Origin of the sequence: Herbaspirillum rhizosphaerae (genome assembly GCF_001189965.1) — a bacterium.
Lineage (GTDB): Bacteria > Pseudomonadota > Gammaproteobacteria > Burkholderiales > Burkholderiaceae_D > Herbaspirillum > Herbaspirillum rhizosphaerae.
The window spans coordinates 103,221-119,355 of record NZ_LFLU01000008.1 but is presented as its reverse complement, the minus strand read 5'-3'; the positions used below and the strand labels follow the sequence as shown (position 1 = coordinate 119,355).

Annotated in this window: 17 protein-coding genes; 9 read left to right on the top strand and 8 right to left on the bottom strand. The window is 60.8% G+C overall.

Translation table 11 applies throughout. The annotated features are described in order from the left end of the window. Window positions 1–9: 9 nt before the first annotated feature. The gene (locus AKL25_RS13065) at window positions 10–687 is read left to right on the top strand and encodes a DUF1120 domain-containing protein (protein WP_050478105.1); all 678 of its coding nucleotides are present in this window, start codon (window positions 10–12) and stop codon (window positions 685–687) included. A gap of 45 nt (window positions 688–732) precedes the next feature. Here AKL25_RS13065 and AKL25_RS13060 read toward each other — a convergent pair whose 3' ends face one another. Further along, a complete protein-coding gene (locus AKL25_RS13060; protein ID WP_167541882.1) occupies window positions 733–1,317 on the bottom strand; it encodes a DUF1120 domain-containing protein in 585 nt (194 codons plus the stop codon). Window positions 1,318–1,818: 501 nt separating this feature from the next. On the opposite strand from AKL25_RS13060, the gene AKL25_RS13055 reads away from it, so the two are divergent. The 8 genes from AKL25_RS13055 (at window position 1,819) to AKL25_RS13025 (ending at window position 9,509) form a co-directional block, all read left to right on the top strand. Further along, on the top strand, window positions 1,819–2,487 hold the full coding sequence (locus tag AKL25_RS13055; protein ID WP_050478103.1) for a DUF1120 domain-containing protein: 669 nt from the start codon (window positions 1,819–1,821) through the stop codon (window positions 2,485–2,487). A gap of 407 nt (window positions 2,488–2,894) precedes the next feature. Further along, a complete protein-coding gene (locus AKL25_RS13050) occupies window positions 2,895–3,581 on the top strand; it encodes a DUF1120 domain-containing protein (protein WP_050478102.1) in 687 nt (228 codons plus the stop codon). A 75-nt stretch (window positions 3,582–3,656) separates the two neighbouring features. Continuing rightward, window positions 3,657–4,370, top strand: a complete 714-nt coding sequence (locus tag AKL25_RS13045) for a fimbria/pilus chaperone family protein (RefSeq protein ID WP_083444689.1) — start codon at window positions 3,657–3,659, stop codon at window positions 4,368–4,370. An 89-nt stretch (window positions 4,371–4,459) separates the two neighbouring features. Next, a complete protein-coding gene (locus AKL25_RS13040; RefSeq protein WP_167541881.1) occupies window positions 4,460–7,024 on the top strand; it encodes a fimbrial biogenesis usher protein in 2,565 nt (854 codons plus the stop codon). Then, window positions 7,011–7,598, top strand: a complete 588-nt coding sequence (locus tag AKL25_RS13035) for a DUF1120 domain-containing protein (protein ID WP_157050635.1) — start codon at window positions 7,011–7,013, stop codon at window positions 7,596–7,598. Before AKL25_RS13040 ends, AKL25_RS13035 begins: the two co-directional genes overlap by 14 nt. A 271-nt stretch (window positions 7,599–7,869) precedes the next feature. Then, window positions 7,870–8,526, top strand: coding sequence for a DUF1120 domain-containing protein (locus tag AKL25_RS23755; protein ID WP_083444687.1), 657 nt, complete (start codon window positions 7,870–7,872; stop codon window positions 8,524–8,526). 250 nt (window positions 8,527–8,776) lie between these two features. Next, a complete protein-coding gene (locus AKL25_RS13030; RefSeq protein ID WP_050478100.1) occupies window positions 8,777–8,977 on the top strand; it encodes a globin family protein in 201 nt (66 codons plus the stop codon). A 145-nt stretch (window positions 8,978–9,122) separates the two neighbouring features. Further along, window positions 9,123–9,509, top strand: a complete 387-nt coding sequence (locus AKL25_RS13025; RefSeq protein WP_050478099.1) for a hypothetical protein — start codon at window positions 9,123–9,125, stop codon at window positions 9,507–9,509. On the opposite strand, the gene AKL25_RS13020 is transcribed toward AKL25_RS13025, so the two are convergent. From AKL25_RS13020 to cobO, 7 genes are read right to left on the bottom strand one after another with little or no spacing between them, the layout of a single operon-like run. Further along, the gene (locus tag AKL25_RS13020) at window positions 9,506–10,966 is read right to left on the bottom strand and encodes a cobyric acid synthase (protein WP_050478098.1); all 1,461 of its coding nucleotides are present in this window, start codon (window positions 10,964–10,966) and stop codon (window positions 9,506–9,508) included. The genes AKL25_RS13025 and AKL25_RS13020 overlap by 4 nt on opposite strands. Further along, window positions 10,963–11,979, bottom strand: a complete 1,017-nt coding sequence (gene cobD / locus AKL25_RS13015; RefSeq protein ID WP_050478097.1) for a threonine-phosphate decarboxylase CobD — start codon at window positions 11,977–11,979, stop codon at window positions 10,963–10,965. The genes AKL25_RS13020 and cobD overlap by 4 nt, the downstream gene beginning before the upstream one ends. Then, window positions 11,972–12,949 (bottom strand): adenosylcobinamide-phosphate synthase CbiB, encoded by a 978-nt coding sequence (cbiB, locus tag AKL25_RS13010; RefSeq protein WP_050478096.1) that lies wholly within the window; start codon window positions 12,947–12,949, stop codon window positions 11,972–11,974. Before cbiB ends, cobD begins: the two co-directional genes overlap by 8 nt. Continuing rightward, entirely contained in the window at window positions 12,946–13,524 is a 579-nt protein-coding gene (gene cobU / locus AKL25_RS13005) for a bifunctional adenosylcobinamide kinase/adenosylcobinamide-phosphate guanylyltransferase (protein WP_050478095.1), read from the bottom strand. Before cobU ends, cbiB begins: the two co-directional genes overlap by 4 nt. Beyond that, on the bottom strand, window positions 13,521–14,177 hold the full coding sequence (gene bluB / locus AKL25_RS13000; protein ID WP_050478094.1) for a 5,6-dimethylbenzimidazole synthase: 657 nt from the start codon (window positions 14,175–14,177) through the stop codon (window positions 13,521–13,523). The genes cobU and bluB overlap by 4 nt, the downstream gene beginning before the upstream one ends. After that, entirely contained in the window at window positions 14,174–15,529 is a 1,356-nt protein-coding gene (locus AKL25_RS12995; protein WP_050478093.1) for a cobyrinic acid a,c-diamide synthase CobB, read from the bottom strand. The genes bluB and AKL25_RS12995 overlap by 4 nt, the downstream gene beginning before the upstream one ends. A gap of 2 nt (window positions 15,530–15,531) precedes the next feature. Continuing rightward, a complete protein-coding gene (cobO, locus tag AKL25_RS12990) occupies window positions 15,532–16,134 on the bottom strand; it encodes a cob(I)yrinic acid a,c-diamide adenosyltransferase (protein ID WP_050478092.1) in 603 nt (200 codons plus the stop codon). Window position 16,135 lies beyond the last annotated feature (1 nt).

Sequence of the window (16,135 nt, the reverse complement as noted above, 5' to 3'; positions counted from 1 at the left end):
GAACACTCCATGAAAAAGCGCACCATCGTCGCCACGGTAACTTGTTCGCTGCTGGCTTCCGGGCTGACTCACGCGGCGGCCACCACGGAGCTCAAAGTCACCGGCGTCATCCGCCCGGCCGCCTGTACGCCGAGCTTCGCAGGCGGCAGCACGGTCGACTACGGGGTACTTCCGCCCAAATCCCTGAATCCGTCTGCACCAACCCCGCTGGCGCAAAAGACTGTGCCATTCAGCGTCACCTGCGATGCTGCAACCAGAATCGCGATCCGCGCAACCGACAACCGCAAAACCTCGGTCGTTGCCGGCCTGGCCGCCGATGCAAACTCGGGCGGCGCAGCCTTTGACGATAACCATGCATTCGGTTTGGGCACCGTCGGCGGCAAAAAAATCGGTACCCACGTCGTTCGATTGATACAGGGCAGCGTGACTGCCGACGGCGCCCTGGTCGACGTCATCCAGGAAACCGCTGCTGCAGGCGTGTGGACCCGTTCAAACCGCGGCGCTTTCCTCAACAACTGGTCTTCCCGCAAATCGTTTGCCGCCGTCGGCACGACAACCCCAGGCGCCTATAAAACCATCGCAGGCACCTTGAGCATCCAGGCGGTCATCGACAAGGCATCGAACCTGGACCTGACCGGCGACATGCCTCTGGACGGCTCAATTACCCTCGAAGTGCAATACCTTTGATTGTGGATCCCGCCCGGGAAACCCGCCTTGTGTGGGTGGCGGGCTTTAGAGATAGAGCAGCTCCAGCGTCACCGATCCATCCAGATCAGCCGAGCCTTTGTCAGCCCGGTTCTGCTCGCCCTGGACTACCGTTTGCAAACTCAGGTCGGCCTGAAAGCTTTTGCTTCCTGTTGTCGCGACTGCGCCATGCTGTGCCCAGGTATACAGCGTATTTTTCTTGATGAAGTTGTCTTTCATCAACTCCCAACGAGGGGATGGGTTCTTTGGGTTCGACTCAAGGAAGGTGGCCGCACCACGCTCCGCTCCCGAAGATTCAAACGCCATCAGATAGCCGCCGCTGTCCTCCGTCGGTCGCCCCAGTCCAAAATGATAAGCGTCGCTGTAACTCCTGTTGGCCACCACCAGCCGGCGGACCGGTGCCGTTTTGCGGCGATTGTCGATGATCCTGATCGCCAGATTGGCATTGAAACTGCAGGATACCGAGAGCGTCATGGTCTTTTTACCCAGAACGGTGGTGCTGTCGGGCAGGCGTGCGTCTTCCGGGAAATTGCCATAGCGCACGATGCCGCCGTCGGAAACCGCCGGCACGCAGGCCTCCGGAACAATGCGGCCGACGACTCGCAACTCCATGAGGTCTCCCGCCCATACCACCGGCGAAAAACTTCCCAGCAACAACAGACACGCAATCCAACTCTTGAACATTACTCCCTCTCAGAGGCGCGACCAGCGTGCGTGAATCGGACGCTGGTCGTGTTTATTCTCACCCTTGCATGCTAACGGAATATAAAAATATTTATATGAAAAATACAATTCAATTAATAAATATTATCGAAATAAGTCTACATCGCGAGCGGCGCCGACACGACGCCAAGCCCTGATTGTCGCCACGATAGCGACATTGGCAGGCGTTGCGCTGATGACATGATGTTTCTCGATTCACCAGAGCGTGCTGCCATCACCACGTAATTTATTGATGAAATCCATGGAATTATTTTAGAAATAAACAACAAAAATCCATTCAGTCACGACTATTTTTGAGAGTTTTCTCATATAAACGCCGAGCTCAAATCGCGACAATGGCTTCACTGAAACACGAAACCATTTCAAACAAACCGATTAAAGACGACGACCATGAACAAGCTCATCACCCTCGCTGCACTGACTTCCACCCTGCTGGCTTCCGCCCTGACCCACGCAGCCACCACCACCGAACTCAAAGTCACCGGCGTCATTCGTCCCGCTGCCTGCACGCCAAGCTTCACCGGCGGCGGCACCGTCGACTACGGCGTGATTCCCCCAACCTCTCTGAGCGCAACAGCGCCAACCGTTCTGGCTGAGAAAAGCGTCCCCTTCAGCGTCACTTGCGATGCAGCAACCAAAGTTGCGGTCCGCGCAATCGATAATCGTAGCGCGTCTGTCGCTCCCGGCGTACTGGCAGCAGCTGGTGCTGGGTTTGTAGATAACTATGCGTACGGTCTCGGCACTGTCGGCGGCAAGAAAGTTGGCGCATACAAGATTCGCATGCCTCAAGGCTCTTTCACTGCAGATGGCACAACTCCCGATTTGATCTATGACCTGTTGAATGACAACACCTGGAAAAGGTCAGGTGGTGGTAATTTGTACAGCAATGGAACAGGTCGCCTCTCTTTTGCCACCGCCGGCACCATCGTTCCAAGCGCTTATAAGACAATGACCGGCACCATCGCTGTACAAGCCGTCATCGACAAGACTTCCAACCTGGATCTGACAGGTGACGTTCCTCTGGATGGTTCGGCGACCATCGAAGTGCAATACCTGTAATCGTTTCACTCCGCCCCTGAAAGCCCGCCTGTCGTCAATGGCGGGCTTCGCAATCCGGCTGTGCCGATGCCGTTACGGCGACCAAGCCGGCGCCGAACTGCTTCCGGCGGCATCCTCCCCGCCTTATCGTTGCCCTTATCGGAAAAAGACCCGTATAAGCAGTGTATTTCGCGGCATCGGCAGGAAACCAAGCTCGTATGATGATTCCAGCTCCCGATAACAATTCATAAACAAATGCGCGCGCGGCAGGCAACGCTGCCGTTGCATGACGAAGGGAAGGACCAAGTGAAGATGATCGCCGACATCATGATCACCTGTGGCGCTACGCCAGGCTCTGGCTGGCTTGTGCGACTGAGTGCTGCCACGGCAGCCGTATCCTGCACACCCCTCAGCCGACCAAAAATGCAATGACAAAGATCGCTTCCATCCGCATTCGATATATCGCCGCCGGCATCGCCTGCTTGTTCTGCCTGTCGGATGCTCAATTGCAGGCGGCCACGGTCGACCTGACCGTCGTCAGCACCGTGACGCCGGTGGCCTGCACGCCTATCCTGTCGGGCGGCGGCGTTGCCGACTACGGCGCGATGCCCGCCGGCATCCTGAAATCAGGCGGCATTACCGCGCTGCCGACACGCTCGCTGTCCCTGAGCATCGGATGCGACGCTTCGGCAAAAATCAGTTTGAAGGTCATCGACAATCGCGGCGGATCAATTGTCGCCGGCATCGTTGCCGCAGGCTCCGGAGACGGCAACCTGAACGATGCATTCAACTACGGGCTTGGCGTCGCTTCGGGCAAGAAAATCGGCGGCTACACGATTACCTTGCGGCCGGGTTCATATACGGGCGACTACGCAGCGGTACAGCTGTTTGCTTCCTCGGACAATGGTGCCACCTGGCAAACCACAAGCAGCGGCGTGGTGGCCAAGGGACGAAGCTTTTCCTGGGGAGCGGCAGGCGCGGGCACCATCGGCGCATATCAGAACATCGTCGGCACCATCACCGTACAGCCTTATATCGACAGACCGGAAAATCTCGCGCTCTCGCAAGAAGTCGTACTGGACGGATCGGCGACGCTGGAACTGAGCTATCTGTAAAAATTTGCCATCGCGCGTCGCTCATTTCCAAGAAAATCCAAAAAAATTTTACTGAGCTATCAAGGGAGTAATTTCATGTTCCTCAATCAAAAAAAAGCCGCAGCTATCCTGGTTACCGCAAGCCTCTTTGCGACCGGCGCAGCACACGCCAGCGGCATGTTGCCGGAAACCTCGGTGGTGATCCTCAATGAGGCAGACGGCGAAACGAGCATGAACGTCAAAAACACGGACAGCACGCCCACACTGCTCTATACGTCGCTGCAAAACCTCCCGGAAGACAAAGAACCCCTGCTGGTGGTATCGCCCCCGGTGGCGCGCGTGGAGCCGGATGAAACACAGCTGGTGCGATTTATCCTGCAAAGCAAGGTCCCGCTGAAAACGCAGCGTCTGAAACGCGTGATTTTTGAAGGCATTCCTCAAAAATCGGGAGAAGGCGGCGTCAAGGTCACGATGAATGTCCGACAAAACCTGCCGGTGATCATTCACCCCAAGAATCTGGCGATCAACCGCGAGCCATGGAAACTGCTGGAATGGTCGCTGCAAGGCAATTCCCTGGTCATCAAAAACAGCAGCGCCTATGTCGTCCGGCTGGCGCAGGCCGTGGAGCTGCAACCCGGCAAGGTGGCGGTAGATATCGGCAAGACCTACATCTTGCCGGGAGAGGTGCTCAATGCCGCGGTAACGCTTGGCGCCGGACCGGCTCCGACCACCGTCAAGCTGTCGCCGGCCACGGTCTACGGTTTTTCGGTCGACACCTACGATGCTCCGCTCGCACGCAGCGCCCCGTAACGGATTGCGCACCAGTGCAGGCTTGGGGGTAAGCCCGATGCATGCAGCACGCCGGTCACTGGCTGTCCGTGATCGGTACGTTTAATATCATGACAATAACAACTACCGATGCGCGTCTGTCGCACCGCAAGACGCGAAGACTATTGCCGCTGCGCACGCTGGCATGCTCGCTTCTGTTGGGCAATATCGTCTCGCCTTTGGCATATGCCGCCACGCCGACAGCGCCCGATTTGCCGCCGGGATTCGATCTCGACTATCTCAAAGACCGGGGGCTCGATCCTGCGGTAGCTGACTTTTTTCGCGAAGCGGCGCGCTTCCGGCCGGGTGTGAATGTCGTGAGCCTGTTCGTCAACGGCAACAAGCGCGGCAGAGCCGACGCCCACTTCAATGCGCAAGGAGAATTGTGTTTCGACAAAGAGTTGCTGGACAAGGCTGGCCTGGTCGTGCCAAAGCAGACCCTGGGTACGCCGGCGTCGCCGTCCGCCTCTTCCTCCGCAGTTGTCCGCGCAGCAGCCGGCCCGGTTTGCTACGACCTGAAAGCGGCTTTTCCTGAAATGCAGATCGAACTGCGTCCCGGCAAGGAGGAAGTTTCCCTGGTGGTGCCTACCGACGCCTTGCGTCCCAGCGAACAGGACGTGAGCGGTTACGGCCGCGGCGGCACTGCCGCCATCCTCAACTACGAACTGCTGGGCCTCAGCAGCCGCTTTGCGACCAGTTCCAGCCGGTTCATGTCCGCCAATGCTGAGCTCGGATTCAATTTCGAAGACTGGATTGTACGAAGCCGGGAAGTCTATACCGCTCAAGATGCCAGCTCGCAGCGCCAGCATCTTTATGCTTACGCTCAACATACGCTGGTCGATTACAAGTCGATTTTTCAGGGCGGACAAATCAACATCGCCAACTCGGCATTCTCCGGCGGCGCCATCACGGGGGTGCAGCTTATTCCGGAGTCTGCCCTGATGGGCCTGAACCGCAACAATGTCATGGTGGAAGGCATTGCTCAATCGCAGGCCCGCGTGGAAGTCCGCCAGGCCGGGGCGCTCATCTATTCGACGGTGGTGCCGGCCGGCCCCTTCGGCCTGGCCGATCTGCCGCTGCTGAACGGCAACAGCGACCTGGAGGTCACGATCGTCGAGGCCAACAACGCACAGCGCAAATTCATCGTGCCGGCTGCTTCGCTGCACAGCGGCTCGCTGGGCAACCAGCGCGGCTACTCCTTTGCGCTCGGCAAGCTGCGCAGTGTCGGCAACAGCAACGCACGGCAACCGTGGGTAATCACCGGCACCGGCGGCTGGAAGCTCGGCAAAGACGGCAATCTCAGCGCCGGCCTCATGAGCGCAACCGGCTATCAGGCCGCGAGCTGGGGCGCCGATACGCGGGTGCTGGACAACACCAGCGTCAGCCTGCAACAGCGGCTGGCCCATGCATCACGCGAAGGCGTCCGCGGCACGCAGCTGACGCTGTCGGGCAGCAGCATCCTGACGGCGCGGCTATCGGGCAGCCTGTCGGCCACCCAGCAGACGCTGGGCTACCGCGACCTGTCGGATACCACGATCGACAATACGGCGCCGGATTGGCAAAGCACGCGCTATCGCGGTCAATATACGGCCTCATTGAGTTGGACCGACGTGGCGTTCGGCGGCTTCAACCTGTCGTATTCGCGTTCCACGCAATTTACCGGGGCCAGCACGCAACGCCTGTTCGGCGCCTGGGGCAAAACCTTCGAATTCGGCACGGTGTCGCTCAATGTTGACCACAGCATGGGCGGGTCGAATCAGGGGCCCACCGCCAACACCTATTACCTGACACTGTCGATCCCGCTGGGCAAGCGCAGCGTACGCACCTACGTCAACAACAGCAGCGGGTACGCCCGCATGGGCGCATCGGTCAACGAGCAAGTCAACGACTACGCCACCTACATGGTCTCGGCAGAACGCAATACCCAAAACCAGGAAACCGACTATTCCGGCCAACTGGCCTTGTTGCCGCGCTATGCGCAGGTCAATCTCGGCTATGCACATACCGGCGCCGGCGCCGACACCTACAGCGGCGGTTTGCGCGGCGGCGTCGTCATGCATCAGGGAGGCCTCACCTTCTCTCCTTATCCGGTGCAAGATACGTTCGGCATCCTGTCCGTGGGCGACGTCTCCGGCGTCAAGGTCGATACGCCGTACGGCCCGGTCTGGACCGATCCATGGGGACAGGCCGTCATCTCGCAACTGCCGCCCTATGTCAGCAGCCGGGTTGAAATCAACACCAAGAGCCTGCCGCGCAACGTGGATATCAAGAACGGCTACAAGGTGGTGGAGCCCGGACGCGGTTCCGTCAATATGGTCAACTTTGACGTCATCAAGGTCCGCCGCATTTTGCTCAACACCAAAGGTCCTAACGGCGAGCCCTTGCCGAAAGGCGCTTTCGTCCTGGATGCCGACAACCAGTTCGTCACCACGGTCGTGGACGACGGCCAGATTTTTCTGAACGGCAGCGGTCCGTCGGTTCAGCTGCACGTCGCGCTCCCCGGCAATCAGCACTGCACGCTGCGTTATACCCTGCCGGAAAAACCCGATCTCGACATGTTCTATGAAACCACAGACGCCGTCTGCCAGCCGGACGTACAAGCCAACAGCAAAGGCAGGTCTTATGCACGCTCTTAACCCCATCCCTTGCCTATCGGCGTGGACCGTCGCTCTGGCCTTGTTGCTGCCGCTCTCTCCTGCGCCGGCCTTCGCCGCCGCTTCGGACAATTGCCGTCTGCAGATCAGCAACCCCGTGGTGGACTACGGCAATGTCACGCGTCCGGAATTGATGAAGCGCCAGATTTCTCCGTTGCAAATGTCGGTCGGCAAACAAAGCGTGACCCTGACCGCCGTCTGTCGCCAGCCGGTATTCATGTCGCTCTTTTTCAGAGGAAACGCCGCGGACAACATGAGCTATCGCTTCGGAAATGCCGGCAGTTTTTTGCTGACGGTTTCCAGTGCCCAACTCGACGGCAAAGCAATCAACCTCGGCCGGATCAAGGTGGCGGGACAAAACCCTGAATCGGTCAGTTCCAGCGCCCCGCTTTTCCCTAACGAAGGCGTCATTGCGGTCATCAACGAACTCCCGGCCCGGGGCAGCAATCTGTCGCTTCAAGTCCATATTGAAGCACGCATACCGACCACCACCAACCGTATCACCGACCAAACCATCTGGCGGGGAAACGGGACTTTTGAGTTGATGGAAAACTAAGGCAAGCCTGACGGCAAGCGCACCCGATATCGAACATTCGGTTGACTCGGCGCAGTCGGCTGCGAGGCTTGCAGATCCCGGTTCTTCAACTACTGCGCCGTTAAATTTTTTCTTTATTTATGGAATTGTTTTAACAATAATCAGCAATAAACATCTATTAAATCCAGACTGTTTTTGAGAGTTTTCTCATATAAACGCCGCCCCCGAATCGCGACAATGGCTTCACTGAAACACGAAACCATTTCAAACAAACCGATCAAGGACGACGACCATGAACAAGCTCATCACCCTCGCTGCACTGACTTCCACACTGCTGGCTTCCGCCCTGACCCACGCAGCCACCACCACCGAACTCAAAGTCACCGGCGTCATTCGCCCCGCTGCCTGCACGCCAAGCTTCACCGGCGGCGGTACAATCGATTACGGCGTGATTCCTCCCAATACCCTAAGCGCTACTGCACCAACTGTCTTGGCGGCAAAGACGGTACCATTCAACATCACTTGCGATGCAGCAACTAAAATCGCTGTACGAGCAATTGACAATCGCAAAGCATCTATGGTCCCTGGTATTTTGGCTACCATAAATAGTAGGTACGTTGATGCATGGGCATTTGGTCTTGGTACCGCTGCTGGAAAAAATGTGGGATCCTATCGCGTTTTCGTCTCCTCTCCTACTGCAGATGGGACCACTCCAGATATTCTTAGTGATCATGGCGGTACGTGGGGGTACAGGCCCGGCGCACATGTGCGCAACGATGGAACAGCACGCATCTCATTTGCGCCAACCGGGTCGACAACTCCTGGTAGCTATAAAGTTTTCAATGCCAGCCTGACAGTCCAGGCTGTCATTGACCAAACCTCCAATCTGAATCTGACCAGCGACGTCACACTGGACGGCTCGGCCACCATTGAAGTCCAGTACCTGTAACGTTTCACTCCGCTCCCGAAAGCCCGCCCTGTCATCCACGGCGGGCTTTTATTTTGATCCTGTTTTTAGTCAAGCTGCCGGGCTCCCGGACCAATCACAGGCGTCTTTTCCCTACGGGGCGCACGACCACTCAACAGCCCCCGAGGAACACCCATCAAAGAAATCAACGCCAACAAGATTTGGTTGCAATGAAATCTCCCCTACAATGCAAGGATCACGTTGAAAACATCGTATTGCCAAAGGAAAGATCATGCCCAAGAAAGAAGAGAAGCTGGATCCGGAAACCGAAGCGCTGATCCAGTGGTGCACCGAAGTCGAGAAATTCCTGGTCAAAGGCGGCGCCACGCTGCAGCAGGCGCAAGAGCATATCGAAGAAGAAGTGGAATGGTTTACCGATCTGTTCTACGACGGCCTGACGCCAGAGGAAGCCGCCAAGGAAGCGTTGAACTGAATCAATTCCTGACAGCACGCCGGGGCTGTAACAAAGCTTTTCCGGCAAGTAATGAACTGTAGGACAGGTGTAACAAATGGATTCGGCAGATGGCTTTCGGCGGCGATAGGACTACAGTGCACCATCGTCCTACCGAAAGACCATCATGCTGACGTTCCGACTCTGCGTCTCCTCCATCCTTGCCGGCAAGAAACCGGCCGCCATCCCCGCTGCATCCGAAGACTCCTTCCTCGTTGCCACCATGCCGCCGCCTCCGCCGAAAAACGAAGCCGCGCCGAGCGAACGCGACGGCGTCATCTGGAGTCCGGGCTACTGGAAATTCGTCAACAACTGGTTTGTCTGGTGCGCCGGACATTGGGAATTGTCTCGCCCCGGGCAAAGCTATTCTGCTCCTAGCTGGGAGCGCTACGCCGACGGCTGGCACTTCCAGCCCGGCGCATGGCGCGAAGACGGCTCCGCGAGCAAATCACCGAAAAAGCCGGGCGACGCCGGCAACAATGTCGGCTACGACGTCCTCGGCGCCTTCCGCTAAAAGCGGTAGTTCACTTTCAGCAAGGCATCGAACAAAGGCTGGGTAGCGTCGGCAACACGCTCCAGGCTCTGCTCACGCAACTGATCCAGATCGACCGCCTCGACGCCGTCCAGCCCGGCCCATGCCAGCAAGGCGGAGAAAGCCTGCGGCGTGTCGAACATGCCGTGCAGGTAACTTCCCAGAATCTGGTCGTCCGCGGAGCGTGCGCCTTCAGGACGACCGTCGATATGGAACGCGGGATGCCGCATGGCCTCGCCCGCCGACACGCCCATGTGGATTTCATAACCGGCGACGCCGGCTTCCTCTTCGCTGAACGCGCATCGCCCTGAGACTTGCAGCAACTGTTTCTGCTGCGTCAGCTCGGTACGCATCGCCAGCAGATCCAATCCGTCCATGCTGCCCGGCGCGCCTTCCACGCCGTGCGGATCGTCCACGCTCTGGCCCAGCATCTGAAAGCCGCCGCAAATTCCGATCAGCTTGCCGCCGTAGCGCAGGTGCTTCCTGATGGCGTCCGGCCAGCCTTGCTGCTTGAGCCAGGCCAGATCGTTGCGCGTGTTCTTGCTGCCCGGCAAGATGATCAGGTCGCCCGACGGGATCGGCTGGCCCGTCCCGATGAATTGCAGATCGATATCGGGATGTGCACGCAAGGCGTCGAAGTCGGTGTGGTTGCTGATGCGCGGCAAGACCGGCACCAGCACGCGGAATTTTCCTCTGACGCTCTGTGCCGAGGCGACGGCGTCTTCGGCATCCAGATGCAGGCCGTGCAGGTAAGGCAGTACCGCCAGCACCGGTTTGCCGGTGCGTTCTTCCAGCCAGTCCAACCCCGGTTGCAACAGGCTGATGTCGCCGCGAAAACGATTGATGACGAAGCCGACGATACGCTTGCGCTCGCTCTCCGACAGGCAATCGAGCGTGCCGGTCAGATGCGCGAACACGCCGCCGCGGTCGATGTCGGCAACCAGGATCACCGGGCAGCCGACGGCTTCGGCAAAGCCCATGTTGGCGATGTCGCGCGCGCGCAGGTTGATTTCCGCCGGGCTGCCGGCGCCTTCCACCAGCACCGCGTCGTATTGGCCGCGCAGGCGATGATAGGACTCCAGCACGGCTTCCATGGCGCTGGTCTTGTAACGATGGTAGTCGCGCGCATTCATGTCGGCGCGCACCTTGCCGTGCACGATCACTTGCGCGCCGGTATCGCTGGAAGGCTTGAGCAGCACCGGGTTCATGTCTGTGTGCGGCGCGATGCGCGCAGCCTGCGCCTGCAAAGCCTGGGCCCGGCCGATCTCGCCGCCGTCGCTGGTGACGGCGCTGTTCAAGGCCATGTTCTGCGGCTTGAACGGCGCGACCTTGACGCCGTGGCGCACCAGCAGGCGGCACAGGGCGGCAACCACCGTGCTTTTGCCGGCGTCCGAGGTGGTTCCCTGCACCATCAATGTATGAAAAGGCAGCTGGCTCATGCCGCTTGCTCCGTTCTCCGGCCCCAGGTTTGCAACGCCGCCTGCAAACGCTGCCAGCCGGCTTCATCCGGCGGCAGGCCCAGCCGTATGCCGCCGGCGCCGCGTGTAAACAGGCGCACCCAGATCCCCTGCCGCGCCATCCAGTCGTGAAATCGGGCGGCGTCTCGCTCCGGCCACCACTGATACATCGCGCTGCCGCTGGCCGCTATGCCGATGTCGGCCAGCAAGCTGCGCAGCCGCTCGCCATCGGCCAGCAGACGCGCGCGCGTGGCGCGTTGCCAGTCGCCGTCGCACAAAGCCGCGATGCCGATCTCTTGCGCCGGACCGCTGACCGACCACGGTCCCAGCCACTCCTGCAGGCGCGCCAGCAGCGCATCTTGTGCGGCGACAAAGCCGAGTCGTACGCCGGCAAGGCCGAAGAATTTTCCGACCGAACGCAGCACGATCAGTCCGGGCTGCACGCCCGTTTGTCCGGCCACGCTCAGCTGCGGCGTGGTGTCGCCGAAGGCTTCATCGACCACCAGCCAGCCGTCGCGCGACGCCAGTTGCTGCGCCCAGCCGAGCAGGATTTCAGGCGCGACGCGCGCACCGGTCGGGTTGTTGGGATTGCAAACCACCATCACGTCGCAGGCGTCCAGTTCCTTCGACAAATTCGCATAATCGACTTCGCGCATCGCATGTCCGGCCTGCTGCCAGCGATGCGCATGCTCGGCGTACGCCGGCGCAGCCACGATCACACGCGACACGCCTTGCTCGCGCAGCCTGAGCTGCGGCAAAGCCTGTATCGCCGCCTGCGTGCCGGCCACCGCCAGCATGCGCGGCGCGCCGTAATAGGCGCATGCCGCCGCGACCAGCGCATCGCAGGATTCCGGCAGGCGATGCCAGGCATCGGCGCGCAGCACCGGCGCCGGATAAGCATTGGGATTGATCCCGGTCGACAGATCCAGCCAGTCGGCACGGGCGATGCCGTAGCGCGTTACCGCGTCGTTGAGGTTGCCGCCATGTTCAAGCATGCGGGCCTCCCGTTGTGGAAATCGTAAAAAGCATTGTCATCAGCATCGATATCGTCAACATCACCGTCAGCCACAGCATCGCCGTGCGCGACACCAGTTTCCACGCGCGCACGATGTCGCCGGCAACGGCGTCGCGGCCCATGCCCAGCGGCGGCCGCTGTTCCACTTCGCCGTCGTAGATCGCCGCACCGCCCAGGGCCAGCCCCAGGGCGCCGGCGCCGGACGACATGACCGGCCCGGCGTTGGGACTACTCCACGCCGGCGCCTGGGTGCGCCAGCACGTGCGTGCCTGACGCCAGTTGCCCAGCAGCGCATACGACCAGGCGGTAAGGCGCGCGGGAATCCAGTTCAGGCCGTCATCGATGCGCGCCGCCACGCAACCGAAGGCGAGGAAGCGCGGCGTGCGATAGCCCCACATGGCGTCCAGGGTATTGGCCAGCCGAAACAGCAAGGCGCCCGGCCCGCCGGCCACCGCAAACCAGAACAAGGTGCCGAACACGGCGTCGTTGCCGTTTTCCAGCAAGGACTCGACTGCGGCCTTGGCCAGGTCGGTCTCCTGCGATTGCGTAGTGTCGCGGCTGACGATGCGTCCGGTCAGGCTGCGCGCCGCCGCCAGGTCGCCGGCTTTGAGGGCCTGTGCAATCGGCATCACATGGTCGCGCAGGCTGCGCAAGCCGATGCAGAAATACAGCAGGACGACATGCCAGGCCGCCGCCAGCCAGAATGATTGCCGCGCCAGCAAGATCGTCATCAAAACAGACAGCGCCGCCAGCGGCAACACCGCCAGCGACCATGCCAGCGCGCCGCGCGCATGACTTCCGGGCAGGCGATTGAGACGGCGTTCCAGCCACTGCGCGTAACGTCCGAAACCGACCAGCGGATGCCAACGCGATACCTCGCCGAGCAGCCAGTCCAGCGCCACGCCGGCCACCATCAGCAACGCCAGCAGCGTCATGTCCAGACCGATCATGCCTTATGTCCCTTATGCCCTTTGAGTTCCAGCGGCAAGCCGGCGGCGACAAACTGCACGCGATCGCAGATCGCCGCGACGGCCTGGTTCAGCCGTCCCGCTTCGTCCACGAACCAGCGCGAGACGGCGCCCTGCGGCACGATGCCCATGCCGACTTCGTTGGAGACCAGCACGACTTCGCCTTTGGCCTGCGACAAGACGTCCAGAAAGCGCTCACGCTCGGCAACAAAACGCGCCGGCGCTTCAATCCGGCCGATCTCGGGATAGTCCCTCTGTTCGCTGAACAGCAGATTCGACAGCCACACCGTCAGGCAATCGACCAGCAGCACATTGTCCGGCGTGCTGTGATGCGCAATGGCATCGCCCAGCGCCAGCTGTTCTTCCACGGTTTCCCAATCGGCGTAGTGCGCGCTGCGCTGTTGCCGATGCAAGGCGATGCGCGCCGCCATCTCGTCGTCGCCGACCGCGGCCGTGGCGATGTAGACCACCGGCTTGCCGCCGGCCGCCGCCAGCCGTTCCGCCTGCGCGCTCTTGCCTGAGCGCGCGCCGCCGAATACCAAGGTTCTCTGATTCATTTTTCTTTTTCCTTCATGCCCCATGTGTCGCGATAGACCAGATCGTCCAGCGACCGGCGCGCCGCCCAGCCTTCCTGCTCCAGCATCGGGCGCGCATAAAATTCCTTGACGTGACCGAGGCAGAGCACCGCCACCGGCTTCGCACCCGCGGGCATTGCCAGCAAGGCCGCCAGCTGGTCCGCATCGAACAGCGACACCCAGCCCATGCCGATGCCTTCGGCGCGCGCCGCCAGCCACATGTTCTGGATGGCGCAGGCGACCGACGCCAGGTCCATCTCCGGCAAGGTGCGGCGGCCGAACACATGGCGCTCGCGACCGTCCATCAGGGCCGCCACCAGCACTTCGCCGCACTCGCGGATGCCTTCCACTTTCAGGCGCATGAATTCGTCTTCGCGCTCCTCAAGCGCCTGCGCGGTCAGGATGCGTTCCTGCTCCACCAGCGCGTGAATCGCGTCCCGCTTGCTGCGATCGGCGATGCGGATGAAACGCCACGGCTGCATGAAGCCGACGCTGGGGCCGAGATGCGCCGCCTGCAGCAGGCGTTGCAGCAAGTCGGCATCCAGCGGATCCGGCAGAAAATGCCGGATGTCGCGGCGCTCGGCGATGACGCGATAGACGGCGTCGATGTCGCCCTGGCTGTAGCGATGGCTCATGCCGGCGCGCCCTCTTCATGCGCTTGTTCCGGCATCGCAATTTTTCCGGTAAACAACGCCGCAGTCGCTTGCGGCGACGAGGCGAAACAGGCATGCAGATAAGTCGCCGTAACGCCGCGCGAACGATAAACACGCTCGCCCGCCGAGGTGTCGTACAGGCGCTCGCCGGTAAAGGCCGCCGCCATCGCCGTCACGGTGGTCGAATAATGGAAGGTGTGGCAGCGCAAGGCGCCCTCGGCAAACGGGATGGTCTGGTAGCCCAGGCCCTGCAAGCGGCGCTGCATCACCGCCCGCCCGGACAGGATGCCCAGCATGCGTGCGCGGGCGCCGTTCTTGTCGGTCAGGCTCTCAAGCAGATACAGCAGGCCGCCGCATTCGGCATACAAAGGCTTGCCGGCGGCGCAATGGTCGCGCAGCGCCTGCTTCATGGCGGCATTGTTTTGCAGCTCCTGCAGATGCAACTCCGGATAGCCGCCCGGCAGATAGACGCTGTCCGCCGGCGGCAGACGCGCATCGCGCAACGGTGAAAAATAAGTCAGCTGCGCGCCCAGCTGCCGCAGCAAATCCAGATTGCCGGGATAGAGGAAAGAGAATGCCGCGTCGCGCGCAATCGCAATGCGTTGTCCTTGCAATAAGCGTGGCACCGGCGGATGTTCCTGCGGATCGATGGCGGCGAACTCCACCGGCGCCGGCAGGCGCGACAGCTCGGTCTGGCCGATGACTGCGGCCGCAGCGGCGATTCGTTGATCCAGATCGGCGACTTCCGCCGCCGGCACCAGGCCGAGGTGGCGTTCCGGCAATTTGAATTGCAGGTTGCGCGGCATGCTGCCGAGATAGTCGACGCCATGCGGCATACCCTGGCGCAGCATTTCTTCATGGCGAGGACTGGCAACGCCGTTGGCCAATACGCCGATCAGGGGAAAGCCGGGCCGGTAATGCGCCAGACCGTAGGCAATCGCCCCCAGCGTCTGCGCCACGCCGGCGACGTCGACCACCGCGACCACCGGCAGTTTGAACAGCTCCGCCAGGTCGGCGCTGCACGGCTCGCCGTCGAACAGGCCCATCACACCCTCGATCAGGATCAGGTCGGCATCCTGCGCAGCTTCATGCAACAGGCGACGGCACTCTGCCGCGCCCATCAGCCACAAGTCGAGCTGGTACACGGTGTTGCCGCTGGCGCGCTCAAGGATGGTCGGATCGAGGAAATCCGGTCCGGTCTTGAACACCCTCACCTTGCGTCCCTGATCGCGATGCCAGCGCGCCAGCGCTGCCGTCACGGTGGTCTTGCCGTGATTGGAGCCGGGCGCGCTAATGAACAGCGCCGGACAGTTAAAGGAAGGCAAGGCCGACATGATCAGAACTCCACACCCTTTTGCGCCTTGATGCCTTGTTCCTTGTAGGGATGCTTGAGCGGCCGCATCTCGCTGACCAGATCGGCCTGCTCGATCAGCGCATCCGGCGCGTGGCGACCGGTGATGACGATATGCAGCATCTCCCGGCGCGCGGCAAAGACGTCGAGCACTTCCTGCAGATCGAGGTATTGATACTTGAGCACGATGTTCATCTCGTCGAGGATCACCATGTCGTAGGACGGGTCCCGGATCATGCGCACCGCTTCGGCCCAGCCGTGGGCGGCGGTTTTCATGTCGGCATCGCGGTCTTGCGTATCCCAGGTGTAGCCGGAGCCGACCACGTGGAAATCGCAATTGGCGTGGCCGCCCAGAAAATCGCGCTCGGCGCTGTACAAGGCGCCCTTGATGAACTGCACCACGCCCAGCTTCATGCCGTGGCCGAGGATGCGCATGCCCATGCCGAACGCGGCGCTGGACTTGCCCTTGCCGGTGCCGGTATTGACGATCAGCAAGCCTTTTTCCTTTTGCGCGGCGGCCTTCTTTTTCTCGAAGCCTTCCTTGTGGCGCTGGGTCATGCGCTTGTGCGATTCGGGATCGGTTTTCATA

Coding starts and splice junctions, on each gene's coding strand:
- AKL25_RS13025 (WP_050478099.1), top strand. CDS start 9,123: ATGCTGACGTTCCGACTCTGCGTCTCCTCCATCCTTGCCGGCAAGAAA.
- AKL25_RS13045 (WP_083444689.1), top strand. CDS start 3,657: ATGTTCCTCAATCAAAAAAAAGCCGCAGCTATCCTGGTTACCGCAAGC.
- AKL25_RS23755 (WP_083444687.1), top strand. CDS start 7,870: ATGAACAAGCTCATCACCCTCGCTGCACTGACTTCCACACTGCTGGCT.
- AKL25_RS12995 (WP_050478093.1), bottom strand. CDS start 15,529: ATGTCGGCCTTGCCTTCCTTTAACTGTCCGGCGCTGTTCATTAGCGCG.
- cbiB (WP_050478096.1), bottom strand. CDS start 12,949: ATGATCGGTCTGGACATGACGCTGCTGGCGTTGCTGATGGTGGCCGGC.
- AKL25_RS13055 (WP_050478103.1), top strand. CDS start 1,819: ATGAACAAGCTCATCACCCTCGCTGCACTGACTTCCACCCTGCTGGCT.
- AKL25_RS13020 (WP_050478098.1), bottom strand. CDS start 10,966: ATGAGCCAGCTGCCTTTTCATACATTGATGGTGCAGGGAACCACCTCG.
- AKL25_RS13040 (WP_167541881.1), top strand. CDS start 4,460: ATGACAATAACAACTACCGATGCGCGTCTGTCGCACCGCAAGACGCGA.
- AKL25_RS13035 (WP_157050635.1), top strand. CDS start 7,011: ATGCACGCTCTTAACCCCATCCCTTGCCTATCGGCGTGGACCGTCGCT.
- cobU (WP_050478095.1), bottom strand. CDS start 13,524: ATGAATCAGAGAACCTTGGTATTCGGCGGCGCGCGCTCAGGCAAGAGC.
- AKL25_RS13030 (WP_050478100.1), top strand. CDS start 8,777: ATGCCCAAGAAAGAAGAGAAGCTGGATCCGGAAACCGAAGCGCTGATC.
- bluB (WP_050478094.1), bottom strand. CDS start 14,177: ATGAGCCATCGCTACAGCCAGGGCGACATCGACGCCGTCTATCGCGTC.
- AKL25_RS13050 (WP_050478102.1), top strand. CDS start 2,895: ATGACAAAGATCGCTTCCATCCGCATTCGATATATCGCCGCCGGCATC.
- AKL25_RS13065 (WP_050478105.1), top strand. CDS start 10: ATGAAAAAGCGCACCATCGTCGCCACGGTAACTTGTTCGCTGCTGGCT.
- cobD (WP_050478097.1), bottom strand. CDS start 11,979: ATGCTTGAACATGGCGGCAACCTCAACGACGCGGTAACGCGCTACGGC.
- cobO (WP_050478092.1), bottom strand. CDS start 16,134: ATGAAAACCGATCCCGAATCGCACAAGCGCATGACCCAGCGCCACAAG.
- AKL25_RS13060 (WP_167541882.1), bottom strand. CDS start 1,317: ATGGAGTTGCGAGTCGTCGGCCGCATTGTTCCGGAGGCCTGCGTGCCG.